Genomic DNA, 17,933 nt, shown 5'->3' on the forward strand with positions numbered 1-17,933 from the left:
TCCCGACTTGTGGTGTCGCAGGTCAAAGGTCATACCGTGCAGGACGGTATGACCTTTTTGCTTTTTGCCGACTGACCCTGTCGAGGGTCACATCATGATGCAGCCGTTCGTACTGACCGATGAGGGCGAAGTGAACTCGGCGGCCGACGCGCTTGGCGTGTACGCGCCAAATATGCCCAGAGTGGCGACGAGTGTGGCTCCGACGGTCATCCGTCGTATTGCGTTCACGTAGAAACGTTCCTTTCCGCAGATCGGATGATCTTGCGGACGGAACCGTATCCTATGAATGGCTTATATGGAAAATCTGGGCCCGGCGTCTTGGTTACTCGTTAAATCGCCCCCCGATAGGTCGAACGCCTGTCTTAATTCGGTTAAGAGGTCCTCGGCCTTCGTTTTCTCGTCTGCCTCGTGGGTGTGCTCGGCCAGGGAGATGGCGGCCCTCAGATACTCCGCCGCGGAGTCGAATCTGCCGGCGTCCGAATAGACCTGGCCGAGGCGGCGCAGCGCCCGGGTCTCCTGGTGAGCCGCGCCGATGGTGCGGGCGATGTCCAGCGCGTCCAGCAGGTGCCGGACGGCCTTGTCCGTCTCTCCTGCTTTCCGGTGTGCTTCACCCATGCCTGTCGCTGTGTCGGCCTGGCTTTTCCGGTCGCCGAGTGACCGGAATTCCGTGAACGCCTCCTGGTAAAGGGGGAGCGCGGCGGTGGTGTCGCCCGATTCCGTGAGGGCGTCCGCGAGGCTGCAGCGCACCGTGGCGCGGTCGTAGCGATTTCCGGCGTGCTCCAGTACCGCGAGCGATTCCTCGAACGAACGGCGTGCGGATTCCAGATCCCCGGTCCTCATGTGGAGATCCCCGATATTGTTGAGGGTTTTGCCCAGCGCCGCGTGGTCGCCCGCTTCGCTGAACCCTGTGAGCGACTTCTGGAAGTGCTCCAGGGCGCGATCGTGTTGTCCCAGGAACAGGAGGGTCACCGCCATGTTGTTGTGCAGCCGTGCGGTGGCCACGGAATCCCCCGCGGCAGCGGTGAGAGTGAACGCCTGCTGAAAGAGGCCGAGCGCTGCCCGGTTGTCGCCCCGGTGCCAGGCCAGCGTGCCGAGCGTCCGCAGCACTTCGGCCTCCGCCTCGGCGTACCCGGTCGCTCGGGCGATCCGCAGGGCCCGTTCGCCGGCGTCGGCGGCCTCCGGGTAGCGCGCGGTGTGCGCGTGCACGGCGCTCAGGTGGATCAGGGAGCGGCAGAGTGCGGCCTGGTCTCCTGCCCGGGCCCAGTGCTCGACGGCGGGTTCGAGGACGGTCCGCGCGTCGTTCCAGTGGCACTCCTGGTTGAGGAAACCGGCCATGGCGTAGGCGAGTCGGGCCGCGGCCCCGGCGCGGCCGTGGCTGCGGGCGTGCCGCTCCGTGGCCAGCAGGTTCGCCCGCTCGGCGGCCAGCCAGGCCCGGGCGGCCTCGGCGTCGGGCCACTGCGGCAGGTGTTCCCCGGGCCGAGCGTGCGGTGAGGCGGGGCGAATGCGGCGGGGGTGGGCGAGCCGGTCGGCGCGGTCGGCCGCGTCGACGTAGAAGTCCGTGAGGCGGCGGAGGACGGCGGCCCGGTCCTGGTCGGTGTCGTCCGTCATGGACCTGGAACGGCCGTACTCCCGCAGCAGGTCGTGGTACTGGTAGCGGTCCGGGGCGGGCTCGCGGAGCAGATGGCAGGCCAGGAGTGACTCGAGGACCCGCTCTGCGGCCGGAGGCGCCAGGCCGAGTCCGGCGGCGGCCGAGTCGGTGGTGAAGTCGACGCCGGGGTGGAGACTGAGGCGCCGGAAGGCGGTGCGCTGCTCCTCGGTGAGGGTCTGGTAGGTGAGATCGAGGGCGCGGGCCACCTCCTGTTCGGCGTCCCTGATCTCGCCGAGCCGGCCTTCGCCGCGGGTGAGTCGCTCGGCCAGCGTGGTGAGCGTCCAGGAGGGGTGGGCGCGGAAGCGGCTCGCCACCAGTTCGATCGCGAGCGGGAGATGGCCGCACAGCCGGACGATGCGTGCGGTCTCCTCGGTGCTGTGCGTGCGAGCCGCACCGGCGAACGCGCGGAACAAGGCGACGGCGTCGTCGCTCGGCAGCACGTCGAGCGGGATGTGCCGGGCGTGCGGCAGACCGGTCAGGTGGCGCCGGCTGGTGATGATCGTCAGGGAGGGCGAGCCCCCCGGCAGCAGCGGCCGGATCTGCGCGGCGCTGACGGCGTCGTCGAGAACGATGACGGCCCGGCGTTCCGCCAGCATGGTCCGCCACAGGGCGCTACGGCCTTCGAGCTCGACGGGAATGGTCTCGGCCGGCGCGCCGAGCAGGCGCAGGAGAGTGGCCAGAGCCGCGCCGGGGTCGAGGGGCTCGCCGACCGGGGAGTGGCCGCGCAGGTCGACGTACAACTGCGCGTCGGGGAACCGGGGCGCGAGCAGGGCCGCGCCGTTCACGGCCACGGCGGTCTTGCCGACCCCCGCCATGCCGCTCACGGTGCTGACGGACTCCAGGCTGATGACCTGGCCGTCCGCCGCCGGCGCGTCGGCCATGGAGCTCAGGTCCCGCAGTTCCGCTCGGCGGCCGACCAGCGGCGGCTGATGGGGCAGGTTGCGGGGCGGGCGTGGGAGCGCCGGGCGTGGCGGCGCGGGGGCCGTGCCGGGTGGAGCCGCCCGGCCCCGGGCGAGATCGGCGGCCGGTGTGCGTTCGAGGATCCCGCGGTGGATGCGGTTCAGCTCGGCTCCCGGCCGGGACCCGTACTGTGTCATCAGCAGGTGACGGATCTCCTGATGGACGCGCAGCGCGTCGGTGTACCGGTCGCTGCCGTAGTACGCCAGCATCAACTGGCCCGCCAGCGTCTCGTCGCCCGGATGCCGGTCGACGAGGGCCGACAGCTCGGCGCCCGTCTCGGCGAACCGGCCCAGCCGGAGCTGGGCGGCGGTGCGGGCGACGGTCGCGGTGAGCCGGCGTTGCGCCAGGGTCCGCCGTACGCTCTCGGCCCAGAGTCCGGGGAGTCCCGCGAGTGCCTCGCCCCGCCACAGCCGTTCGGCGAGGTCGAGGAGGGCGGCCGCCCGCTCGTCGTCTCCGTCCGCCGCGGCGCCACCGGCCCGCGTCACGAGATGCTGGAACCGGTGCCAGTCGACCGATGCGCGGGGCGCGTCCAGCGTGTACGTGTGGGCGCGGCTGACGATGCGGGGCGCGTTCGCGGCAGGCGGGGCGGTCTTCAGGCGCCGGCGCAGTCTGGAGACGTAGCTGTGCGTGTTCCCGCGGGCCTGTGGCGGTGGTTCGCCGTCCCAGAGCCGGTCCATGAGCGTGTCCAGGGCCACCGGACGGCTCACGTCCAGCGCCAGCACGGCCAGGAGGGTCCGCTCCTTGTCCGAGCCCAGCTCGACCCGCTGACCGTCCACCCGGAGACCCACCGGGCCCAGTACCTGGAATTCCACCAGCGCCTCCCGCTGGTCCGGCCATGTCGACGCCGCATGGCAGGGGGTAGTGGACATGTCATGGAATGCCGAGCATGACAGGAAGGGGTAAGCGTTTCCAGACGCGGTCGCGTGCTGACCGAAACAAGGCGCCGTGCTGACCGAGAGCCGTTGTCGGCCGAGAACCGCCCGCGCACCGACCGAATCCGTGCCCCGGACGCGCTGGCCGGATCGTTTCTCTCCCGTGCGGCAGACGTCCGCGGACGGCATCGTCGAGTCCCGGGCGGGGGTAGGACCCCCATGATCGATGTAATGGGCAACCGGTCGGAGGGGGACGGGCGGGATGAATGCGGCGCGGGACGGCGGCAGGGACCGTGAGGTCAGCAACGCGATCGGGGGAGCGGTCCGGCTCTACGGACCCACCGTCCAGGCCCGTGACGTGCACGGCGGCATCCACGTGCGGACCGCACCCCCGCCGCCCCCGCCGACACCCCGTCAACTCCTCCCGGTGACCGCGTACTTCACCGACCGCCAGGACGATCAGGCCGCCCTCGACCACCTGGTCGCCACAGGCCGGGACCGCGGTTCCGGGCGGCCGCTGATCGTGGTGACCGGACCCGCCGGCATCGGCAAGACCACCCTGGTCTCCCACTGGCTGCGCCGGCACGAAGCCGACTTCCCCGACGGGCAGGTGTACGCGGACCTGCGCGGGCACACGACGGACGGGCCGGCCCGTCCGGACGAGATCCTGGGCCGCTTCCTGCGGGCGCTCGGAGCCGGGGCCGTCCCCACCGACCCGGCGGAGCAGGCGTCGCTGTGGCGCTCTGTCACCGCCGGCCTGCGCATCGCCGTCATGCTCGACAACGCCTTCACCGCGGCACAGATCCGGCCGTTGTTACCCGGCGGCACGGGCGGCCTCGTCGTCGTGACCAGCCGTCGCCGGATGACCGGGCTGCGCATGGACGGAGCCGAGTTCCACCAGGTGCGGGAGCTCGGGCCGGATGCCGGAGAGGAACTGTTCATCCGCGGCGTCGGCGCGGACCGGGTCACGGGCGAACTGCCCGCGGTCCGCCAGGTCGTGTCCCTGTGCGCGGGCCTGCCGCTCGCGGTGTGCCTCGCCTCGGCCCGGCTCACCGCACGCCCCGGACAGCCGGTCGCCGCCCTGGCCGACGCGCTCGCCCCCGACGCCGGCCGCCTGGTCGCACTGGAAGTGGAAGGAGAGGCCACCGTGCGCAAGGCCCTGGACGCGTCGTACGCGGTGCTCAGCCCGGAGGCCGCCCGGATGTACCGGATCCTCGGCGTGCTGCCGCTGCCCGCCTTCGACTCCCGCACCGCCGCCGCGGCCTGCGCGGAGCCCCTGGATTCGACCGCACGCCGGCTGGACGAACTCGTGGAAGCCAACCTGCTGGAGGACATCGGCCCCGACACCTACCGCTTCCACGATCTCGTCCGGGTCCACGCCCGCGACCGCGCGAGATCCACCGACACCGCGGAAGCCCGCGAGCAGGCCCTGCGCCGGGTAGCCGACTGGTACCTCCGGACCGCCACCGAGGCCCAGCGTCTCATCACGCCCATCCAGTTCACGCTGCCCCGGGCCTACGCCTACCCCTCACCGCCGGCCGCGCCCTTCACGGACGACCGCGGCGCCCTGGGCTGGCTGGACACTCAGCGCACGAACCTCATGATCGTGCTGCGGCTGGCCGCCGAGCGTGGGTGGCACGCCACGGCCTGGCAGCTCGTGGACGCCATGTGGCCGTTGTTCCTCCGGCTGCGCCACTACGACCTGTGGATCGAGGCCCACCGCATCGGCCTGGACGCCGCTCGCAGCGACGGACACCCGGAGGCCGAACGGCAGATGCTCAACTCCGGGGCCATCGGCCTGAGCGCCGCGCGCCGGATCAGCGACGCCACCGAGTGGTACACCGCGTCCCTCGCAGCGGCGCGCGAGGCGGGCGACGCACGGGACGAGGGGCAGGCGCTGCTCGGTCTCGGCGGCTGCCACCTGGAGGCGGGCGACCTCGACCAGGCCGAGTCCCACCTGGACCGGGCGGTGGCGACCTGGGCGGAGTGCGGCTACCCGCGCGGGGTCGCCCTCGCCACGATCCTGCTCGGCGAGGTGGCCCTCGCCCGGCACGCCCCCGAGCGGGCCGCGGCCTGCTTCACCCGGGCCAGGGAGGGACTCCTTGCCGTGGCCGATCCGCACGACGCGGCCCGGGCCCTCGCCTTCCTCGGCCGGGCCCGTGCCCTGGCTGGCGACCACGACACGGGCACGGCCCGGATGGAGGAGGCCCTGGCGGTGTTCACCGCCTCCGGCGCGGCCCACTGGCAGGCGCGCACCCTGGAGATGCTGGCGGACACCGCGCACGAGCAGGGAGACGACAGGGCCGCGGAGCACTACTACGCCCTTGCCCTCACCCTGTACGAGACCACCAGCCCGGCGGACGCCCGACGGCTCAGGGAGTCGTAGAGCCGCCGTCCAGCACCCGGATGTCCTCGATGTCCCGCAACGCCAGTCCCGCCACCAGCCAGGCATGCAGGCAGGACGCCAGCAGGGGGCGGGTCGCGGGTACGTGGCGGACCAGCAGCATCCGCGTCCCGTCGGCCACCGCCCAGCCACCGCCGGCCAACGGCGCCGCGACGACCCGGCAGGCCGGATGGGCGGCCGTGACACTCACCAGCCAGCGCGCCGCGTCCGCCGGTGAACGGGGGCGCCCGGCGTGCAGTACATCCGCGTACTCGGCCCACCGCCGCTCCCGGCACGCGTCGGCGTCCACGGCGAAGTGCTCGTCGGCTCCCCGGTCCGCGGGACCGACCCGGGCCAGCACGTCGTAGTGCCGCCCGCCCGAGCTGATGCGGAGGGAGAGGGCGGCCACAGTGTCCTGCTGCACGTCGAGTTCATGAGGTGCCAGCCGGACGGAGACGAAGCGCCTCACGCCGGGACCTCCCGCCGGGCCCGCGCCCACGTGTCCAGTGCGGGCGGCTTCGGCAGGGGCACCGTCTCCGGCTCGTGGGCGGGCTGGCCCAGGCGCAGCAGGCGGTACATGAGCCGGCGCATGTTGCGGTTGAACCGGCCGGGCTCCGAGGTGATGCGGGAGGCGATCGCCGCGTACTCCTCCGGCCGGTACTCGGCGGCGGCGTAACGGAGTTGGCCGAGGAGCGGGTGCGTGGGCGACAGCGCCGGCGCGGTCATGGCGAGCGCGGCGGCCGGCGAGGCCGGATTGATCTCCTGCTCCGGTGAACTGGCCAGCAGGATCGGCGCCCCGGTGAGCGTGCCGTACAGCGTGACCGAGCCGTGGTCGCCGATGATCCAGTCCGCGGCGATGAGCACGCTGCGCCAGTCCGCCTCGGGCGGTACGAGTGTGACGCCCGGCTGGGCGCAGCGGGCCAGCCACGCCCTGACCTGCCAGGAGCCGTGCCCGGACCAGACATTGGGATGCAGGAGGATGACGGACCGGAACCTCCCGGCGGGTAGTTCGGCGACGACCCGGGGCAGCAGCGCCTCGAACCGGCCGAACGACGAGCGCGCACCCCACGTCGAGACGACGACCACCAGCTTCTCGCCGGCGGACAGACCGAGGGCCCGGCGGTACTCGGCCCGCAGCGGCAGGCTCTTCGTGATGCGGTCGTACGCCGGATCACCGACCACATGCGTGAGCGGCAGCACCTCCGGGCAGTGGCGCTCCAGGTCCGTCAGTTCGGCGTGGTGCGGGACGGCCACCGCCGCGGGGAGCCGGCCGCCCGGCACCAGGTCCTGCCTGCGCAGTCCTGCCACACCCGGGTGCGCCCCCCTGACCAGGCGCTTCAGATAAGCGGCCCCGTGCGGCAGCGTGATCAAGGGGGCGGAGATCCGCTCCACCCCCCGCGGCCCCGCCGCCAGGGCCAGGTCGAACGACATGCCAACGGCCTCGTCCCACGGCAGCACCGCGCAGCCCAGCTCCTGGAGGAAACGCGGTACCTCGTCGCCGAAGACGTGCGGCGGAGCCGTGAACACCACCTGGAGCCTGAAGTCGGCCTCCAGCAGCGACAGGACGTCGACCAGTCGCTTCCCGTACGTGAGCGTGTGCACGACGACCAGCACGGTCTTCCGCTCGACCAGCGTCAGCCACTCGCGCTCCTCGCCCGGCAGCTCCGCGATCTTCCGCAATCCGGACATGATGTGCCCCCCGATGTCCCTGCGGGCCCGGTTCGGCCCGTCTGCCGGGCTTCTGCCCCTGCCGGATGGACGGAAGGCTTGCCCGGGCCTTGCGGAAACCTTGCAGGGGCGCTCCGCGAGGCTGGCCCGGGTGCGTCAGCCGCCCCCGTCGAGGTCGTCGCGGCGGCGCAGCACCGTCAGCTCGTGACCGTGGAGTCCCATCTCGTACAGCTTTCCGCGCGCGTTCTCGAAGGGCCGGTGGAGGATCATCATCAGGCGGCCGTCGAAGGTGTGGAACAGCATGCCGTGGCCGCTGTCGTCGCGGACCAGGGGCCGGTGCTGCTGCCACGGGCCCTGGATGTCCCCGCTTCCCGACACCGCGTACGTCTGCACGTAGCCGCCGCTGATCGTGCCGTCCCGGCCGGCCGTGTTCTTCTCGTAGGTCGACCACAGCATCAGCAGGGACCCGTCAGGGGTGCGGTACAGCTGGGGGCCGTCGGTGATGTACGGCGGCAGCTGGTGCGGTACCCCCGCGGGGATCTGCTCGGTGGTCCAGGGCGCGTCCGAGGCCTTGAAGAGGTGGATCGGGTCGCCGACCGTCCGGGACAGGTCGGGGGCGAGCCGGACCGCCTCCATCGTTCCGTCGATCGTCTGGAGCCACTCGTGCGCGTACACCATCCAGGGTCGCCCGGACGGGTCGACGTACAACGTGCCGTCGAGGGTCATGAGGTGCTCGGGCGGGACGGGGCGTGCCGGGTCGAGCACGGTGAACGGGCCGAGCAGTGAGTCGGAGACGGCCGTGATCGTGCCGCGCATGTGGGTCGGGGTCCGGAACGGGACGCCCCACGGATTGGACGGCGGGACCGGGAGTGGCCGGTCCGCGTTGTGCAGCGTGGTGAAGAGGTAGTACCGGCCGTCCCAGGCGTGCACCTCCGGCGCCCAGGCACCCTCCGTCGCCCAGATGCCCTCCTGCCCGGCCGTCAGGAACACCACGACGGGACGCGTCCAGTCGCGCAGGTCGTGGCTGCGGTAGACCATCGTGCCGGTGCCGTCCACGCCCGACATGGACGGGTCGTTGGACGTGTAGAGGTGGTAGGTCCGCGTCGGCTCGTCGGCGACCACGAACGGGTCGTGCAGCGGCATGTCCGGCAGCCGCATCGGTGCTTCGGTCGTGTCGGGAAGCCGCATCGCCGAGGTCCTGGTCCGACCGCCCGGCGGTCAGATCACGCAGCCCGCATGGGCCAGCGCCTGCTTGAGCAGCACCCCGTGGCCACCCGGCATCTCGCTCTGCACCGCCGCCGACACGGCCTCCTGAGGGCTGAACCACACCAGGTCCAGGGCGTCCTGCCGGGGCCGGCAGTCACCCGTCACCGGCACGATGTAGGCGAGGGACACCGCGTGCTGGCGGGGGTCGTGGTACGGCGTGATGCCCTGCGTCGGGAAGTACTCCGCGACCGTGAACGGCTGGAGCGACGCCGGGACGCGGGGCAGCGCGACCGGGCCGAGGTCCTTCTCCAGGTGCCGCAGCAGGGCGTCGCGGACGCGTTCGTGGTGCAACACGCGGCCGGAGACCAGCGTCCGGCTGACCGTCCCGTCGGGCCCGATGCGCAGGAGCAGGCCGACACTGGTGACTTCGCCGCTGTCGTCGACGCGGACCGGGACGGCCTCGACGTACAGGATCGGCATACGGGCACGCGCCATCTCCAGGTCGTCGGAGGACAGCCAGCCGGGCGTGGTTTCGGTCATGTCAGACATCGCTTGATCATACTTTCAGCCGTTCGGACTTCCTGGGTAGCCGCTCGGGAGGAACTGTGACCGGCTACACGCCGTTCAACCGCCTCCCGGGGAGTCGTCCGGGAGCCCGTAGACCCGGCGGGCGTTGTCCCGCCCGGCCCACCGGGCGATCCGCAGTGCGTCCTGCAGGGACAGCTCGTCGGTGTCCACCCGCTCCTGGAGCAGTTCCGCCAGGCCCTGCCGGAAGGCGAGCGCCCCGAGGTGGAAGAACTCGGCCAGACCGTAGGCGTCGGAGCTGTACAGCAGCTTGCGGAACGGTGTGATCTCCAGGGCCTCCGCCAGGACCGCACCGGCCCGGGCGGGGCCGACGTGGTGGAGGGTGAGGCCGACGTCGAGGTACACCTGCTCGAAGACCGCCGTGAGGTACGCCGCCTGCCGCTGGTAGGGCCAGCAGTGCAGCAGCAGGACCGGGATCGTCCCGGCGGTCAGGTGCAGCCAGTCCGTGAGGCGGGCCGGGTCGGCCCGGTGCAGCCGGATGTCGTTGTCGCCGAACCCGGTGTGCAACTGGAGCGGCAGACCCAGGTCGACGGCGGTCCACAGCAGGTGCCGTACCAGAACCGGGTCGTCCAGGCGGCCGCCGCGGGCCGCCCAGTGCCGGGCGGCGCCGGTGACCTCCGCGTCCGAGGGCCGGACCGGGTCCAGGTCGAAGCCGGTGCGGTAGGCCGCCACCGACTTCACGGCCACCACGCCGGGTTTCCGTACGGCGTCCAGCGCCGCCGCCCGGAAGGCGTCGGCGTAGGCGTCCGGCTCGACCCCCGCCGCCCGCACCGACTCGGCGACGCTCTCCAGCCGCACGACCTCGTACGCGGACCCGCCCGCGGCCTCGGCGACCTCGCGCGGGGTGGTGAGCCGGTCGGGGGCGTAGCCGGTGTCGACGCAGAAGACGTCCGTGCCCGAGGCGCTCAGGAAGCGCCGCTGCACCTCACGTCGGCCGAGCTCCCACCGCCGGGCCAGGTACTGGTCGACGGGGGCATGCCGCGGCAGGTCCAGCAGGGGAGCGCAGTGGCGGCGCACGGCCACGCCCGCGGGACTGTCGAAGGGCGAGACGCCCGGCCACGCGTCGCCCTCCGTGAGGAGCGGCTCGAAGGCCTCCCGGTCGAGATCGGCGGCCACCGTGCCGTGGCAGTGGTGGTCGACCAGGCGCAGGGCGTCGAGCGCTTCGCGGACCGCGCCCACGTCAGTACCTCCACCGGTACGCCGCCGCCACCTGGTCGTCGTCGAGACCGGCGACGGACGCCAGCTCTCCCCGCCGTACGGCGATCACCGCGTCCGCCAGGACGGGACCGAGGGCGGCCCGCAGCACATCGTCCCCGCGGAACTCCGCGACGGCCTGTTCCAGCGACACCGGCAGCCGCCGTACACCCCGGGCCGCCGCCTCGGCCTCGCTCAGCCGTGCCGGGTCCCCCGTGGTCTCCTCGGGCAGGGTGGCGGACGAGGTCAGGCCGTCCAGTCCGGCGGCGATCAGGGAGCCGATCGCGAGGTAGGGGTTGGCGGCCAGGTCGACGGGTTTGATCTCCAGGTTGGCCGCCTGGTCGCGCAGCCCCGCGGTGCCCGTGACGACACGCAGGGCGGTCTCCCGGGTCTCGCGGCCCCACGCGGTGAACACCCCGGCCCACTGCGAGGGCCTGAGCCGCAGGTAGCTGGCGGGGCTCGGCGCGGTCACGGCCGTGAGACCGGGCAGGTGGGCGAGGAGGCCGGCCGTGAACGACTCCGCCTCGGCCGTCATGCCGTACCGGCCCTCGCCCCCGGAGTGCAGATTGGCCCCGTCGCGCCAGGCCGAGAGATGGACGTGCCCGCCGTTGCCGACGCCCTGCCCCACGACGGCCGGGGCGAACGAGACGCGCAGCCCGTGGCGCCGCGCCACCGCACGGACCGTCTGCCGCACCAGCACGCTGCGGTCGGCCGCCGCGACCGGGTCGACGGCACCCACCGAGATCTCGAACTGACCGGCCGCGTACTCCGGATGGACCTGTTCCACGTCGAGGCCCTGGGCCGCGCACGCCGCGAGCAGGTCGGCGGTGCAGTCGCCGAGCTCGACCTGCCGCGCGGCCCCGTACGCCGGACCGGTCGTCGCGGGCACGAACGCGTCGCCGGGCGCGTCCCCGCGGGCCACCGTCCACTCGACCTCCACGGCCGCCTTGAAGGTCAGGCCGTGCCGCGCGGCCGCCTCGGTGACGACACGGCGCAGGAAGGTGCGCCCGCAGCCGGGATGCCGCTCCCCGTCCTGCGTGACCCGGTCGACGGGCGCCCACGCCCAGCCGGGCTGCCCGGCCAGCACCACGAGCTGGTCGAGGTCCGGGTAGAGGCGCAGATCGCCGTCGGGGGAGCCGAGGACGTCGGTGGTGACGACGGAGTCGTTCGCCAGGAACGTGTCGAACACCGGGGACATGCCGACGCCCCAGGCCGCGGCGGAGGCGAGCCGGGCCGTCGGGACGGTCTTCACCCTGCCGATGCCCGCGGTGTCGACGTAGGACAGCACGATGCCGTGCACACCCCGCCCGGACAGTTCGCCGCTCAGCGCGGTGGCCCGCTCGACATCGCCGGGACGGCCGCCGGGCACCGGATCGGCCAGGGTGGTCATACGTCCTCCTCGACGGGACGGGCGCGGGGCGTCACGCCTTCACGGCCACCGCGCCGTACTGCGGCACCAGCACCGCCGAGCCGGCGTCGGCACGCCACTGCCCGCAGGACACCATGCCCGGCTCGAGCAGCTCCAGACCGTCGAAGAACGCGGCGATGTCCGCGCCGCCGCGGGCGGTGATCGGGGGAGTGGCGTTCTCGTTCCAGAACTTCATGGCGGGGATCTGCCCCGCGCCGCCGAGCTCGTCGTCGAACGTCGGGTGGGTGAGGACCAGGTAGCTGCCGGAGGGGACCGCGGCCATCACGCGGCGCACGATGTCCCGGGCCTTCTCCGTGTCCAGGACGAAGTTGAGGATGCCCAGCATCATGACGGCGACGGGCCGGGTGAAGTCGAGGGTGTGCCCGGCCCGTTCGAGGATGGCGTCCGGGTCGTGCACGTCGGCGTCGATGTAGGCGGTGACGCCGTCGCGGGTGCCGGTCAGCAGCGTGCGGGCGTGCACCAGCACGATGGGGTCGTTGTCGACGTAGACGATCCGTGAGTCGGGGGCGAGCCGCTGGGCGATCTCGTGGGTGTTGGCCGCCGTCGGCAGTCCCGTGCCGATGTCGAGGAACTGCCGCACTCCGCGCTCGCCGGCCAGGAACGACACGGCCCGGCCCAGGAAGTCCCGGTCCGCCCGGGCGATGTCCCGGATGATCGGGAACATGCCGGCAACCTGCTCGCCGACCTGCTGGTCGACCTCGTAGTTGTCCTTGCCGCCGATCCAGTAGTTCCACACGCGCGCGTTGTGCGCCACACCGGTGTTCAGCCTCGCCGAGCCGCTCGGCGGGGTGTGGCTCTCACTCACGTCTCTTCCTCTCCTCGCACGAGCGACCGATGCCGGTCATCGCCGCCATTGTGCCGTTCCGGTGATCACCTGTCCCGGGAATCGGCAGAGCCGGCCGGGCCGTCGGCGCGCGGCGGGGGAGAGCTGCGGACCGGGTTACTCGACCGCGCCGGGGTTCGGGGAGGGCGTCTTGCCGGCCAGCACGTCCTTCAGGCGCTGGGTGCCGAGCCGCACCGCCTGCTCGACGGAGTCGTTCTCGCCCCCGTCGAGCCCGCCCGCCGTGACGGTGATCGCGTCGTCGCCGACGCGTACGGCGGCCACGTCCAGGGTCAGTGTGGCCTCCGCGCCACCGGTTTGGCCCCGCACCGTCACGCGCAGGCCCGCACGGGCGTCTCCCACGCCGGGCAGCGTGGACTCGACGACCTGCACAGTGCGCTGTTGGCCGTCGTCCGTGACGGTGAACTGGTCGCACTTCTCCGGCAGGTTCGCCATCCAGTTCAACGAGGCCTGCGGATCGGTCCGTTCGTAGGAGGCGACCTGGTACAGCAGGCGCGAGTCACCCTGCTCGAAGCCGCGCAGCTCGGACGCCCCGGACGGCCTGCCCAGCAGATCGTCGTCGAAGAGGGAGTCGAGGAGCCGCTGGCAGTCGGCGGCCTGGGCCTTGGCGGAGAGGAAGTCGGAGACGTCGACCGTGCCGATGAGCAGGCTGTCGTGCCAGTTGTCCGCCTCCGTGTCCTTGACCTGGGTCCAGTCGTCCTCGATGTCCGCCTCGGTGATCAGCGCGCTCCGTGCGCCGTCCGTGGTGAGGGTGGCGGTCGGAGAGGGGGTCTGCCGCTTCCCGGCGACCTGTGACGCGGCGACGCCCGGGACGCGCGCACCGTCTTCGCCGCCGTCGTCCGAGCAGGCGGCGGTGGCCAGCAGCGTGCCTGCCGCCAGCGCGGAGGAGAGAACGCGGACGAGCCGGTGGGGACGACGGGTCATCGGGAGTGCCTCCTGAGAACGTGACGCGTGTCCTCAGCGCACCACCGGCACCGACCGCCCACCACCGGCACCGGACTGTTCGGGTGAGCGCCGCCCGCGGCACGGGCGCCGCACGCTCGGGCCCGGGCGTGCCCGTTCTGCATGACTCACCGCCGTCTCTGGCGTGGCGTACCCCACCGGCTGTTCAATGAAGCTGCACACCCGTCACTCGCGAGAGGAGCCGCCCGTGTCCCCCGCCGTCGTGCCGCCCGTCGGTGCGCGTATCCGGCAGGCGCGTCTGGAGCGCGGGACGAGCCTGCGCGCGCTCGCCCGGGAGGTCGGAGTGTCGGCGAGCCTCGTGTCGCAGATCGAGACCGGCAAGAGCCAGCCCTCCGTCAGCACGCTGTACGCGATCACGACGGCCCTCGGCATCTCCGTCGAGTCCCTCTTCGACGCCCGGGACGACGCCGGAGCCATTCCCCTCGCGGCGACGGCCCCCGGCACCGTCCAGCACGCCCTGGCCGCCTTCGCCACGGACCCGGGGCGGCGGATCGGCCCGCTGGTCGGCGCGGGAGAGCGCGAGACGCTGGAGCTGGACTCAGGCGTCGTATGGGAGCGTCTCGGCCGGGTGCCCGGCACGGATGTCGACTTCCTGCTGGTGACCTACCGGCCCGGCGGCTCCTCCTCCGGGTCCGGCGGGCTGATGCGGCACTCCGGCACCGAGTACGGCTATCTGACCTCCGGCGAACTGATCCTCACCCTCGGTTTCGACGAGTACACTATGGGCCCGGGCGACGCCGTCTCCTTCGAGTCGACGACCCCCCACCGCTACCGCAACGATGGAGACGTACCCGCTGTGGGTGTCTGGTTCGTGTCCGGCGATGTTCAGTGACACTTGACACTCGCAGGACCCGGGCGTTCACTCCGAAGTGGGGGTGGTCGCCATGGCGATCCGCACATACGGACCCAACGCCGTCGACTGGGAAGAGCGCATCGACCTGGACCGGCTGCGCGGACAGCGGCTGGCCCGGCTGCACGAGTCCCTGAACCGCTCCGAGCTGGGCGCGGTGCTCAGCTTCGACTTCGCCAACATCCGCTACATGACGGCCACGCACATCGGCACCTGGGCGATGGACAAGCTGATCCGCTTCGCCCTGCTGGTGCGCGACGGCGAACCGGTCGTATGGGACTTCGGCTCCGCCGCCCGGCACCACCAGCTGTACAACCCGTGGCTCGACTACAGCGACGGCAAGGGCGGCCCGCCCACCGGAGCCCGCGCAGGCATCTCCACCCTGCGCGGGGCCTTCCACCCGGACGCGGGCATCGCTCAGGACGTGGCCGCCAAGATCGCCGCCGAGCTGCGCGACCACGGGCTGGCGAACGAACCACTCGGCGTCGACGTCGCCGAGATGCCCGTTCTCGCCGCCCTGCGCGCGGAAGGCATCGACGTCGTCGACGGGCAGCAGGTCTTCCTGGAGGCCCGCCGGATCAAGACCGGTGACGAGATCGCCCTGCTCACCCAGGCCTGCGCCATGGTCGACGCGGCCTACGAGGAGCTGTACGGCCATCTGCGCCCGGGCGTGCGCGAGAACGAGTGCGTCGGGCTCGTCAGCAAGGTCCTGTACGACCTCGGCAGCGAGTACGTCGAGGGCGTCAACGCCATCTCGGGCGAGCGGTGTTCACCGCATCCGCACGTCTACAGCGACCGCCTGATCCGCCCCGGCGACCCGGCCTTCTTCGACATCCTGCACAGCCACCTCGGCTACCGCACCTGCTACTACCGCACGTTCGCCGTGGGCAGCGCCTCGGGTGCGCAGCGGGACGCCTATGTGCGCTGCCGTGAGTACATGGACCAGGCGATCGCGCTCGTCCGGCCGGGCGCGACCACCGCCGACATCGTGCGGGTGTGGCCGCGTGCGGAGGAGTTCGGCTTCGCCGACGAGACCGCCGCCTTCGCCCTCCAGTACGGCCATGGCGTCGGGCTGTCGATCTGGGAAAAGCCGATCTTCAGCCGTCTGGTCTCCCTCGACCACCCCGAGGTCCTCGAAGAGGGCATGGTCTTCGCCCTGGAGACCTACTGGCCGGCCGCCGACGGCTGGTCCGCCGCCCGGATCGAGGAGGAACTCGTCGTCACCGCCGACGGCTGCGAGGTCATCACCAAGTTCCCCGCCGAGGAACTGCTGGTGGCCGGGCGCAAGTACTGGACGGTGGGCGGCGAGCTGAACACCCGCCGGGAGGCGCAGTCCCATCTCAACACCTCGCGTGGCGACGGAGCGGACTGATGGACGCCGCCGGACTCCTCGCCTGCTACGAGCGGATGGCCGTCGTCCGCCGTACGGAGAAGGCCGCCCACGACCTCTTCCTCCAGGGCCTGGTCAAGGGCACCACGCATCTCGCCGCCGGGCAGGAGGCGATCGCCGTGGGGGCGAGCGCCGCCCTGCGTCCGGACGACTATGTGTTCGCCACCTATAGGGGCCACCACCATGCCCTCGCCCGGGGCGCCACCCCCGAGGAGTGCCTCGCCGAGCTGATGAGCCGGGCGACCGGGCTGTGCAAGGCCAAGGGCGGCTCCATGCACCTGACCAAAGCGGCCACCGGCATGCTCGGCTCCTACGCCATCGTCGGGTCCCACCTCCCGATGGCGGTCGGCGCCGCCTGGTCGGCCCGGCTGCGCGGCACGGACCAGCTCGCGGTCGCCTTCTTCGGTGACGGCGCGACCAACATCGGCGCCTTCCACGAGTCGCTCAACCTGGCCGCCGTGTGGAAGCTGCCGGTGCTGTTCGTGTGCGAGAACAACCTGTACATGGAGTACACGCCGATCGCCGACGTCACGGCGGTGGCCCGGCCCGCCGCCGACCGGGCGCCCGCCCACGGCATCCCGGGCGAGGTCGTCGACGGCAACGACGTCGTGGCCGTCGAGGAGGCCGTGGCGCGGCTCGCGCGGCGGGCCCGGGCAGGGGACGGGCCCGCCGTACTGGAGGCCGAGACCTACCGGCACTTCGGGCACAGCCGTGCCGACCCGGCTGCCTACCGTCCGGCCGAGGAGGTCGAACGGTGGCTGAAGCACGACCCGCTGGACCTCGCCCGGGGACGGCTCGCCGAGCTGGGGGTCGGGGCGGAGACGGTCGCGGAGGCCGACCGGCGGGCCCGGGCCGTCGTGGAGCGGGCCGTCGAGGCGGCGAAGGCCGGGCCGCCGCCCGAACCGCGGGAGGCGCTGACCGACGTGTGGGCGGACGGAGGTGCCGCATGGCGGACGTGATCACCTACCGGGAGGCGGTCGCCGAGGGCATCGCGCGCGAGATGCGCCGGGACACGTCGGTCGTGTGCCTCGGGGAGGACATCGCCGCGGCCGGGGGCGTGTTCAAGACGACCGTGGGTCTGCGAGCGGAGTTCGGGCCCGAGCGGGTGTGGGACACGCCCATATCCGAACAGGCCATCGTGGGCGCGGCGATGGGCGCCGCGATGACCGGGATGCGACCCGTCGCGGAGATCATGTTCTCCGACTTCCTGGCCTGCTGCTGGGACTACCTCGCCAACGAGATCCCCAAGGTCCGCTACATGACCGGCGGCCAGGTGACGGTGCCCCTGGTCGTGCGCACCGCCAACGGAGGCGGGCTCGGCTTCGGTGCCCAGCACTCCCAGGCCACCGAGAACTGGGCACTGACCGTCCCCGGCCTGAAGATCGCGGCACCGGCCACGCCCGCCGACGTCATCGGCATGATGGCGGCGGCGATCCGCAGCGACGACCCCGTGGTCTTCTTCGAGCACAAGGCCCTCCTGGCCACCAAAGGGCCACCGCCACCTCCCGGCCATGTCGTCGAGCTGGGCCGGGCCGCAGTCGTACGCGAGGGCGCCGACGTCACGCTCGTCGCGCTCGCCTCCACGGTTCCCCTGGCGCTGAAGGCCGCCGACGTGCTGTCGGGGGAGGGGACCGAGGCGGAGGTGATCGACCTGCGCTGCCTGGTCCCGCTGGACGCCGCGACCGTCCTCGACTCGCTGCGCCGGACCTCGCGGCTCGTCACCGTCGAGGAGAACCCGTACCAGGGCGGCTGGGGCGGCACCGTCGTCTCGATCGTCGCCGACGAGGGCTTCGGCCTGCTGGACGCGCCCGTGCGGCGGGTGGCGGGGGAGTGCGTCCCGCTGCCGTTCGCCGACGCACTGGAGGAACAGGTCATCCCCACCGTCGACAAGGTCGTCACGGCGGTCCGCGGACTCGCCGCCTACTGAGCTGCCCATCGACTCCG

General features: G+C 72.5%; 14 protein-coding genes. 5 read left to right on the forward strand and 9 right to left on the reverse strand.

Features of this window, described 5'->3' with window-relative positions:
* Positions 1-291: 291 nt before the first annotated feature.
* The gene (locus GTY47_RS26160; protein WP_078602926.1) at positions 292-3,477 is read right to left on the reverse strand and encodes a tetratricopeptide repeat protein; all 3,186 of its coding nucleotides are present in this window, start codon (positions 3,475-3,477) and stop codon (positions 292-294) included.
* Between the two features lie 265 nt (positions 3,478-3,742).
* On the opposite strand from GTY47_RS26160, the gene GTY47_RS26165 reads away from it, so the two are divergent.
* Entirely contained in the window at positions 3,743-5,866 is a 2,124-nt protein-coding gene (locus GTY47_RS26165; protein WP_010044699.1) for a tetratricopeptide repeat protein, read from the forward strand.
* On the opposite strand, the gene GTY47_RS26170 is transcribed toward GTY47_RS26165, so the two are convergent.
* The 8 genes from GTY47_RS26170 to GTY47_RS26205 form a co-directional block, all read right to left on the reverse strand.
* Entirely contained in the window at positions 5,853-6,332 is a 480-nt protein-coding gene (locus tag GTY47_RS26170) for a hypothetical protein (protein ID WP_158688448.1), read from the reverse strand. The genes GTY47_RS26165 and GTY47_RS26170 overlap by 14 nt on opposite strands.
* Positions 6,329-7,552, reverse strand: a complete 1,224-nt coding sequence (locus GTY47_RS26175; RefSeq protein WP_010044702.1) for a hypothetical protein — start codon at positions 7,550-7,552, stop codon at positions 6,329-6,331. Before GTY47_RS26175 ends, GTY47_RS26170 begins: the two co-directional genes overlap by 4 nt.
* Positions 7,553-7,687: 135 nt before the next feature.
* Positions 7,688-8,719, reverse strand: a complete 1,032-nt coding sequence (locus GTY47_RS26180; protein ID WP_010044705.1) for a glycoside hydrolase family 43 protein — start codon at positions 8,717-8,719, stop codon at positions 7,688-7,690.
* A 30-nt stretch (positions 8,720-8,749) separates the two neighbouring features.
* Positions 8,750-9,286: an NUDIX hydrolase family protein gene (locus GTY47_RS26185; RefSeq protein WP_029181516.1), complete on the reverse strand. Its 537-nt coding sequence runs from the start codon at positions 9,284-9,286 to the stop codon at positions 8,750-8,752.
* Between the two features lie 75 nt (positions 9,287-9,361).
* Positions 9,362-10,501, reverse strand: a complete 1,140-nt coding sequence (locus GTY47_RS26190) for an amidohydrolase family protein (RefSeq protein WP_010044708.1) — start codon at positions 10,499-10,501, stop codon at positions 9,362-9,364.
* 1 nt (position 10,502) lies between these two features.
* On the reverse strand, positions 10,503-11,906 hold the full coding sequence (locus tag GTY47_RS26195; protein ID WP_010044710.1) for a glutamine synthetase family protein: 1,404 nt from the start codon (positions 11,904-11,906) through the stop codon (positions 10,503-10,505).
* 31 nt (positions 11,907-11,937) lie between these two features.
* Positions 11,938-12,750: an SAM-dependent methyltransferase gene (locus tag GTY47_RS26200; protein ID WP_010044711.1), complete on the reverse strand. Its 813-nt coding sequence runs from the start codon at positions 12,748-12,750 to the stop codon at positions 11,938-11,940.
* 135 nt (positions 12,751-12,885) lie between these two features.
* Positions 12,886-13,710 (reverse strand): hypothetical protein, encoded by an 825-nt coding sequence (locus tag GTY47_RS26205; protein ID WP_010044713.1) that lies wholly within the window; start codon positions 13,708-13,710, stop codon positions 12,886-12,888.
* 226 nt (positions 13,711-13,936) lie between these two features.
* Between GTY47_RS26205 and GTY47_RS26210 the strand changes: the two genes are divergently transcribed.
* From GTY47_RS26210 to GTY47_RS26225, 4 genes are read left to right on the forward strand one after another with little or no spacing between them, the layout of a single operon-like run.
* Positions 13,937-14,581: an XRE family transcriptional regulator gene (locus tag GTY47_RS26210; RefSeq protein ID WP_010044715.1), complete on the forward strand. Its 645-nt coding sequence runs from the start codon at positions 13,937-13,939 to the stop codon at positions 14,579-14,581.
* 52 nt (positions 14,582-14,633) lie between these two features.
* Positions 14,634-15,971 (forward strand): Xaa-Pro peptidase family protein, encoded by a 1,338-nt coding sequence (locus tag GTY47_RS26215; protein ID WP_040903819.1) that lies wholly within the window; start codon positions 14,634-14,636, stop codon positions 15,969-15,971.
* Complete coding sequence (locus GTY47_RS26220; protein ID WP_010044717.1) at positions 15,971-16,948, forward strand: thiamine pyrophosphate-dependent dehydrogenase E1 component subunit alpha; 978 nt, start codon at positions 15,971-15,973, stop codon at positions 16,946-16,948. The genes GTY47_RS26215 and GTY47_RS26220 overlap by 1 nt, the downstream gene beginning before the upstream one ends.
* The gene (locus GTY47_RS26225; protein WP_010044718.1) at positions 16,936-17,916 is read left to right on the forward strand and encodes an alpha-ketoacid dehydrogenase subunit beta; all 981 of its coding nucleotides are present in this window, start codon (positions 16,936-16,938) and stop codon (positions 17,914-17,916) included. The genes GTY47_RS26220 and GTY47_RS26225 overlap by 13 nt, the downstream gene beginning before the upstream one ends.
* Positions 17,917-17,933 lie beyond the last annotated feature (17 nt).

It is taken from the genome of Streptomyces sp. SID5464, from assembly GCF_009862985.1.
GTDB lineage: Bacteria > Actinomycetota > Actinomycetes > Streptomycetales > Streptomycetaceae > Streptomyces > Streptomyces chartreusis_D.

What these genes read in the sequence shown, in the direction of transcription:
- GTY47_RS26160 (WP_078602926.1), bottom strand. Translation starts at nt 3,477, where the DNA reads ATGTCCACTACCCCCTGCCATGCGGCGTCGACATGGCCGGACCAGCGG.
- GTY47_RS26165 (WP_010044699.1), top strand. Translation starts at nt 3,743, where the DNA reads ATGAATGCGGCGCGGGACGGCGGCAGGGACCGTGAGGTCAGCAACGCG.
- GTY47_RS26175 (WP_010044702.1), bottom strand. Translation starts at nt 7,552, where the DNA reads ATGTCCGGATTGCGGAAGATCGCGGAGCTGCCGGGCGAGGAGCGCGAG.
- GTY47_RS26180 (WP_010044705.1), bottom strand. Translation starts at nt 8,719, where the DNA reads ATGCGGCTTCCCGACACGACCGAAGCACCGATGCGGCTGCCGGACATG.
- GTY47_RS26185 (WP_029181516.1), bottom strand. Translation starts at nt 9,286, where the DNA reads ATGTCTGACATGACCGAAACCACGCCCGGCTGGCTGTCCTCCGACGAC.
- GTY47_RS26195 (WP_010044710.1), bottom strand. Translation starts at nt 11,906, where the DNA reads ATGACCACCCTGGCCGATCCGGTGCCCGGCGGCCGTCCCGGCGATGTC.
- GTY47_RS26205 (WP_010044713.1), bottom strand. Translation starts at nt 13,710, where the DNA reads ATGACCCGTCGTCCCCACCGGCTCGTCCGCGTTCTCTCCTCCGCGCTG.
- GTY47_RS26215 (WP_040903819.1), top strand. Translation starts at nt 14,634, where the DNA reads ATGGCGATCCGCACATACGGACCCAACGCCGTCGACTGGGAAGAGCGC.
- GTY47_RS26220 (WP_010044717.1), top strand. Translation starts at nt 15,971, where the DNA reads ATGGACGCCGCCGGACTCCTCGCCTGCTACGAGCGGATGGCCGTCGTC.
- GTY47_RS26225 (WP_010044718.1), top strand. Translation starts at nt 16,936, where the DNA reads ATGGCGGACGTGATCACCTACCGGGAGGCGGTCGCCGAGGGCATCGCG.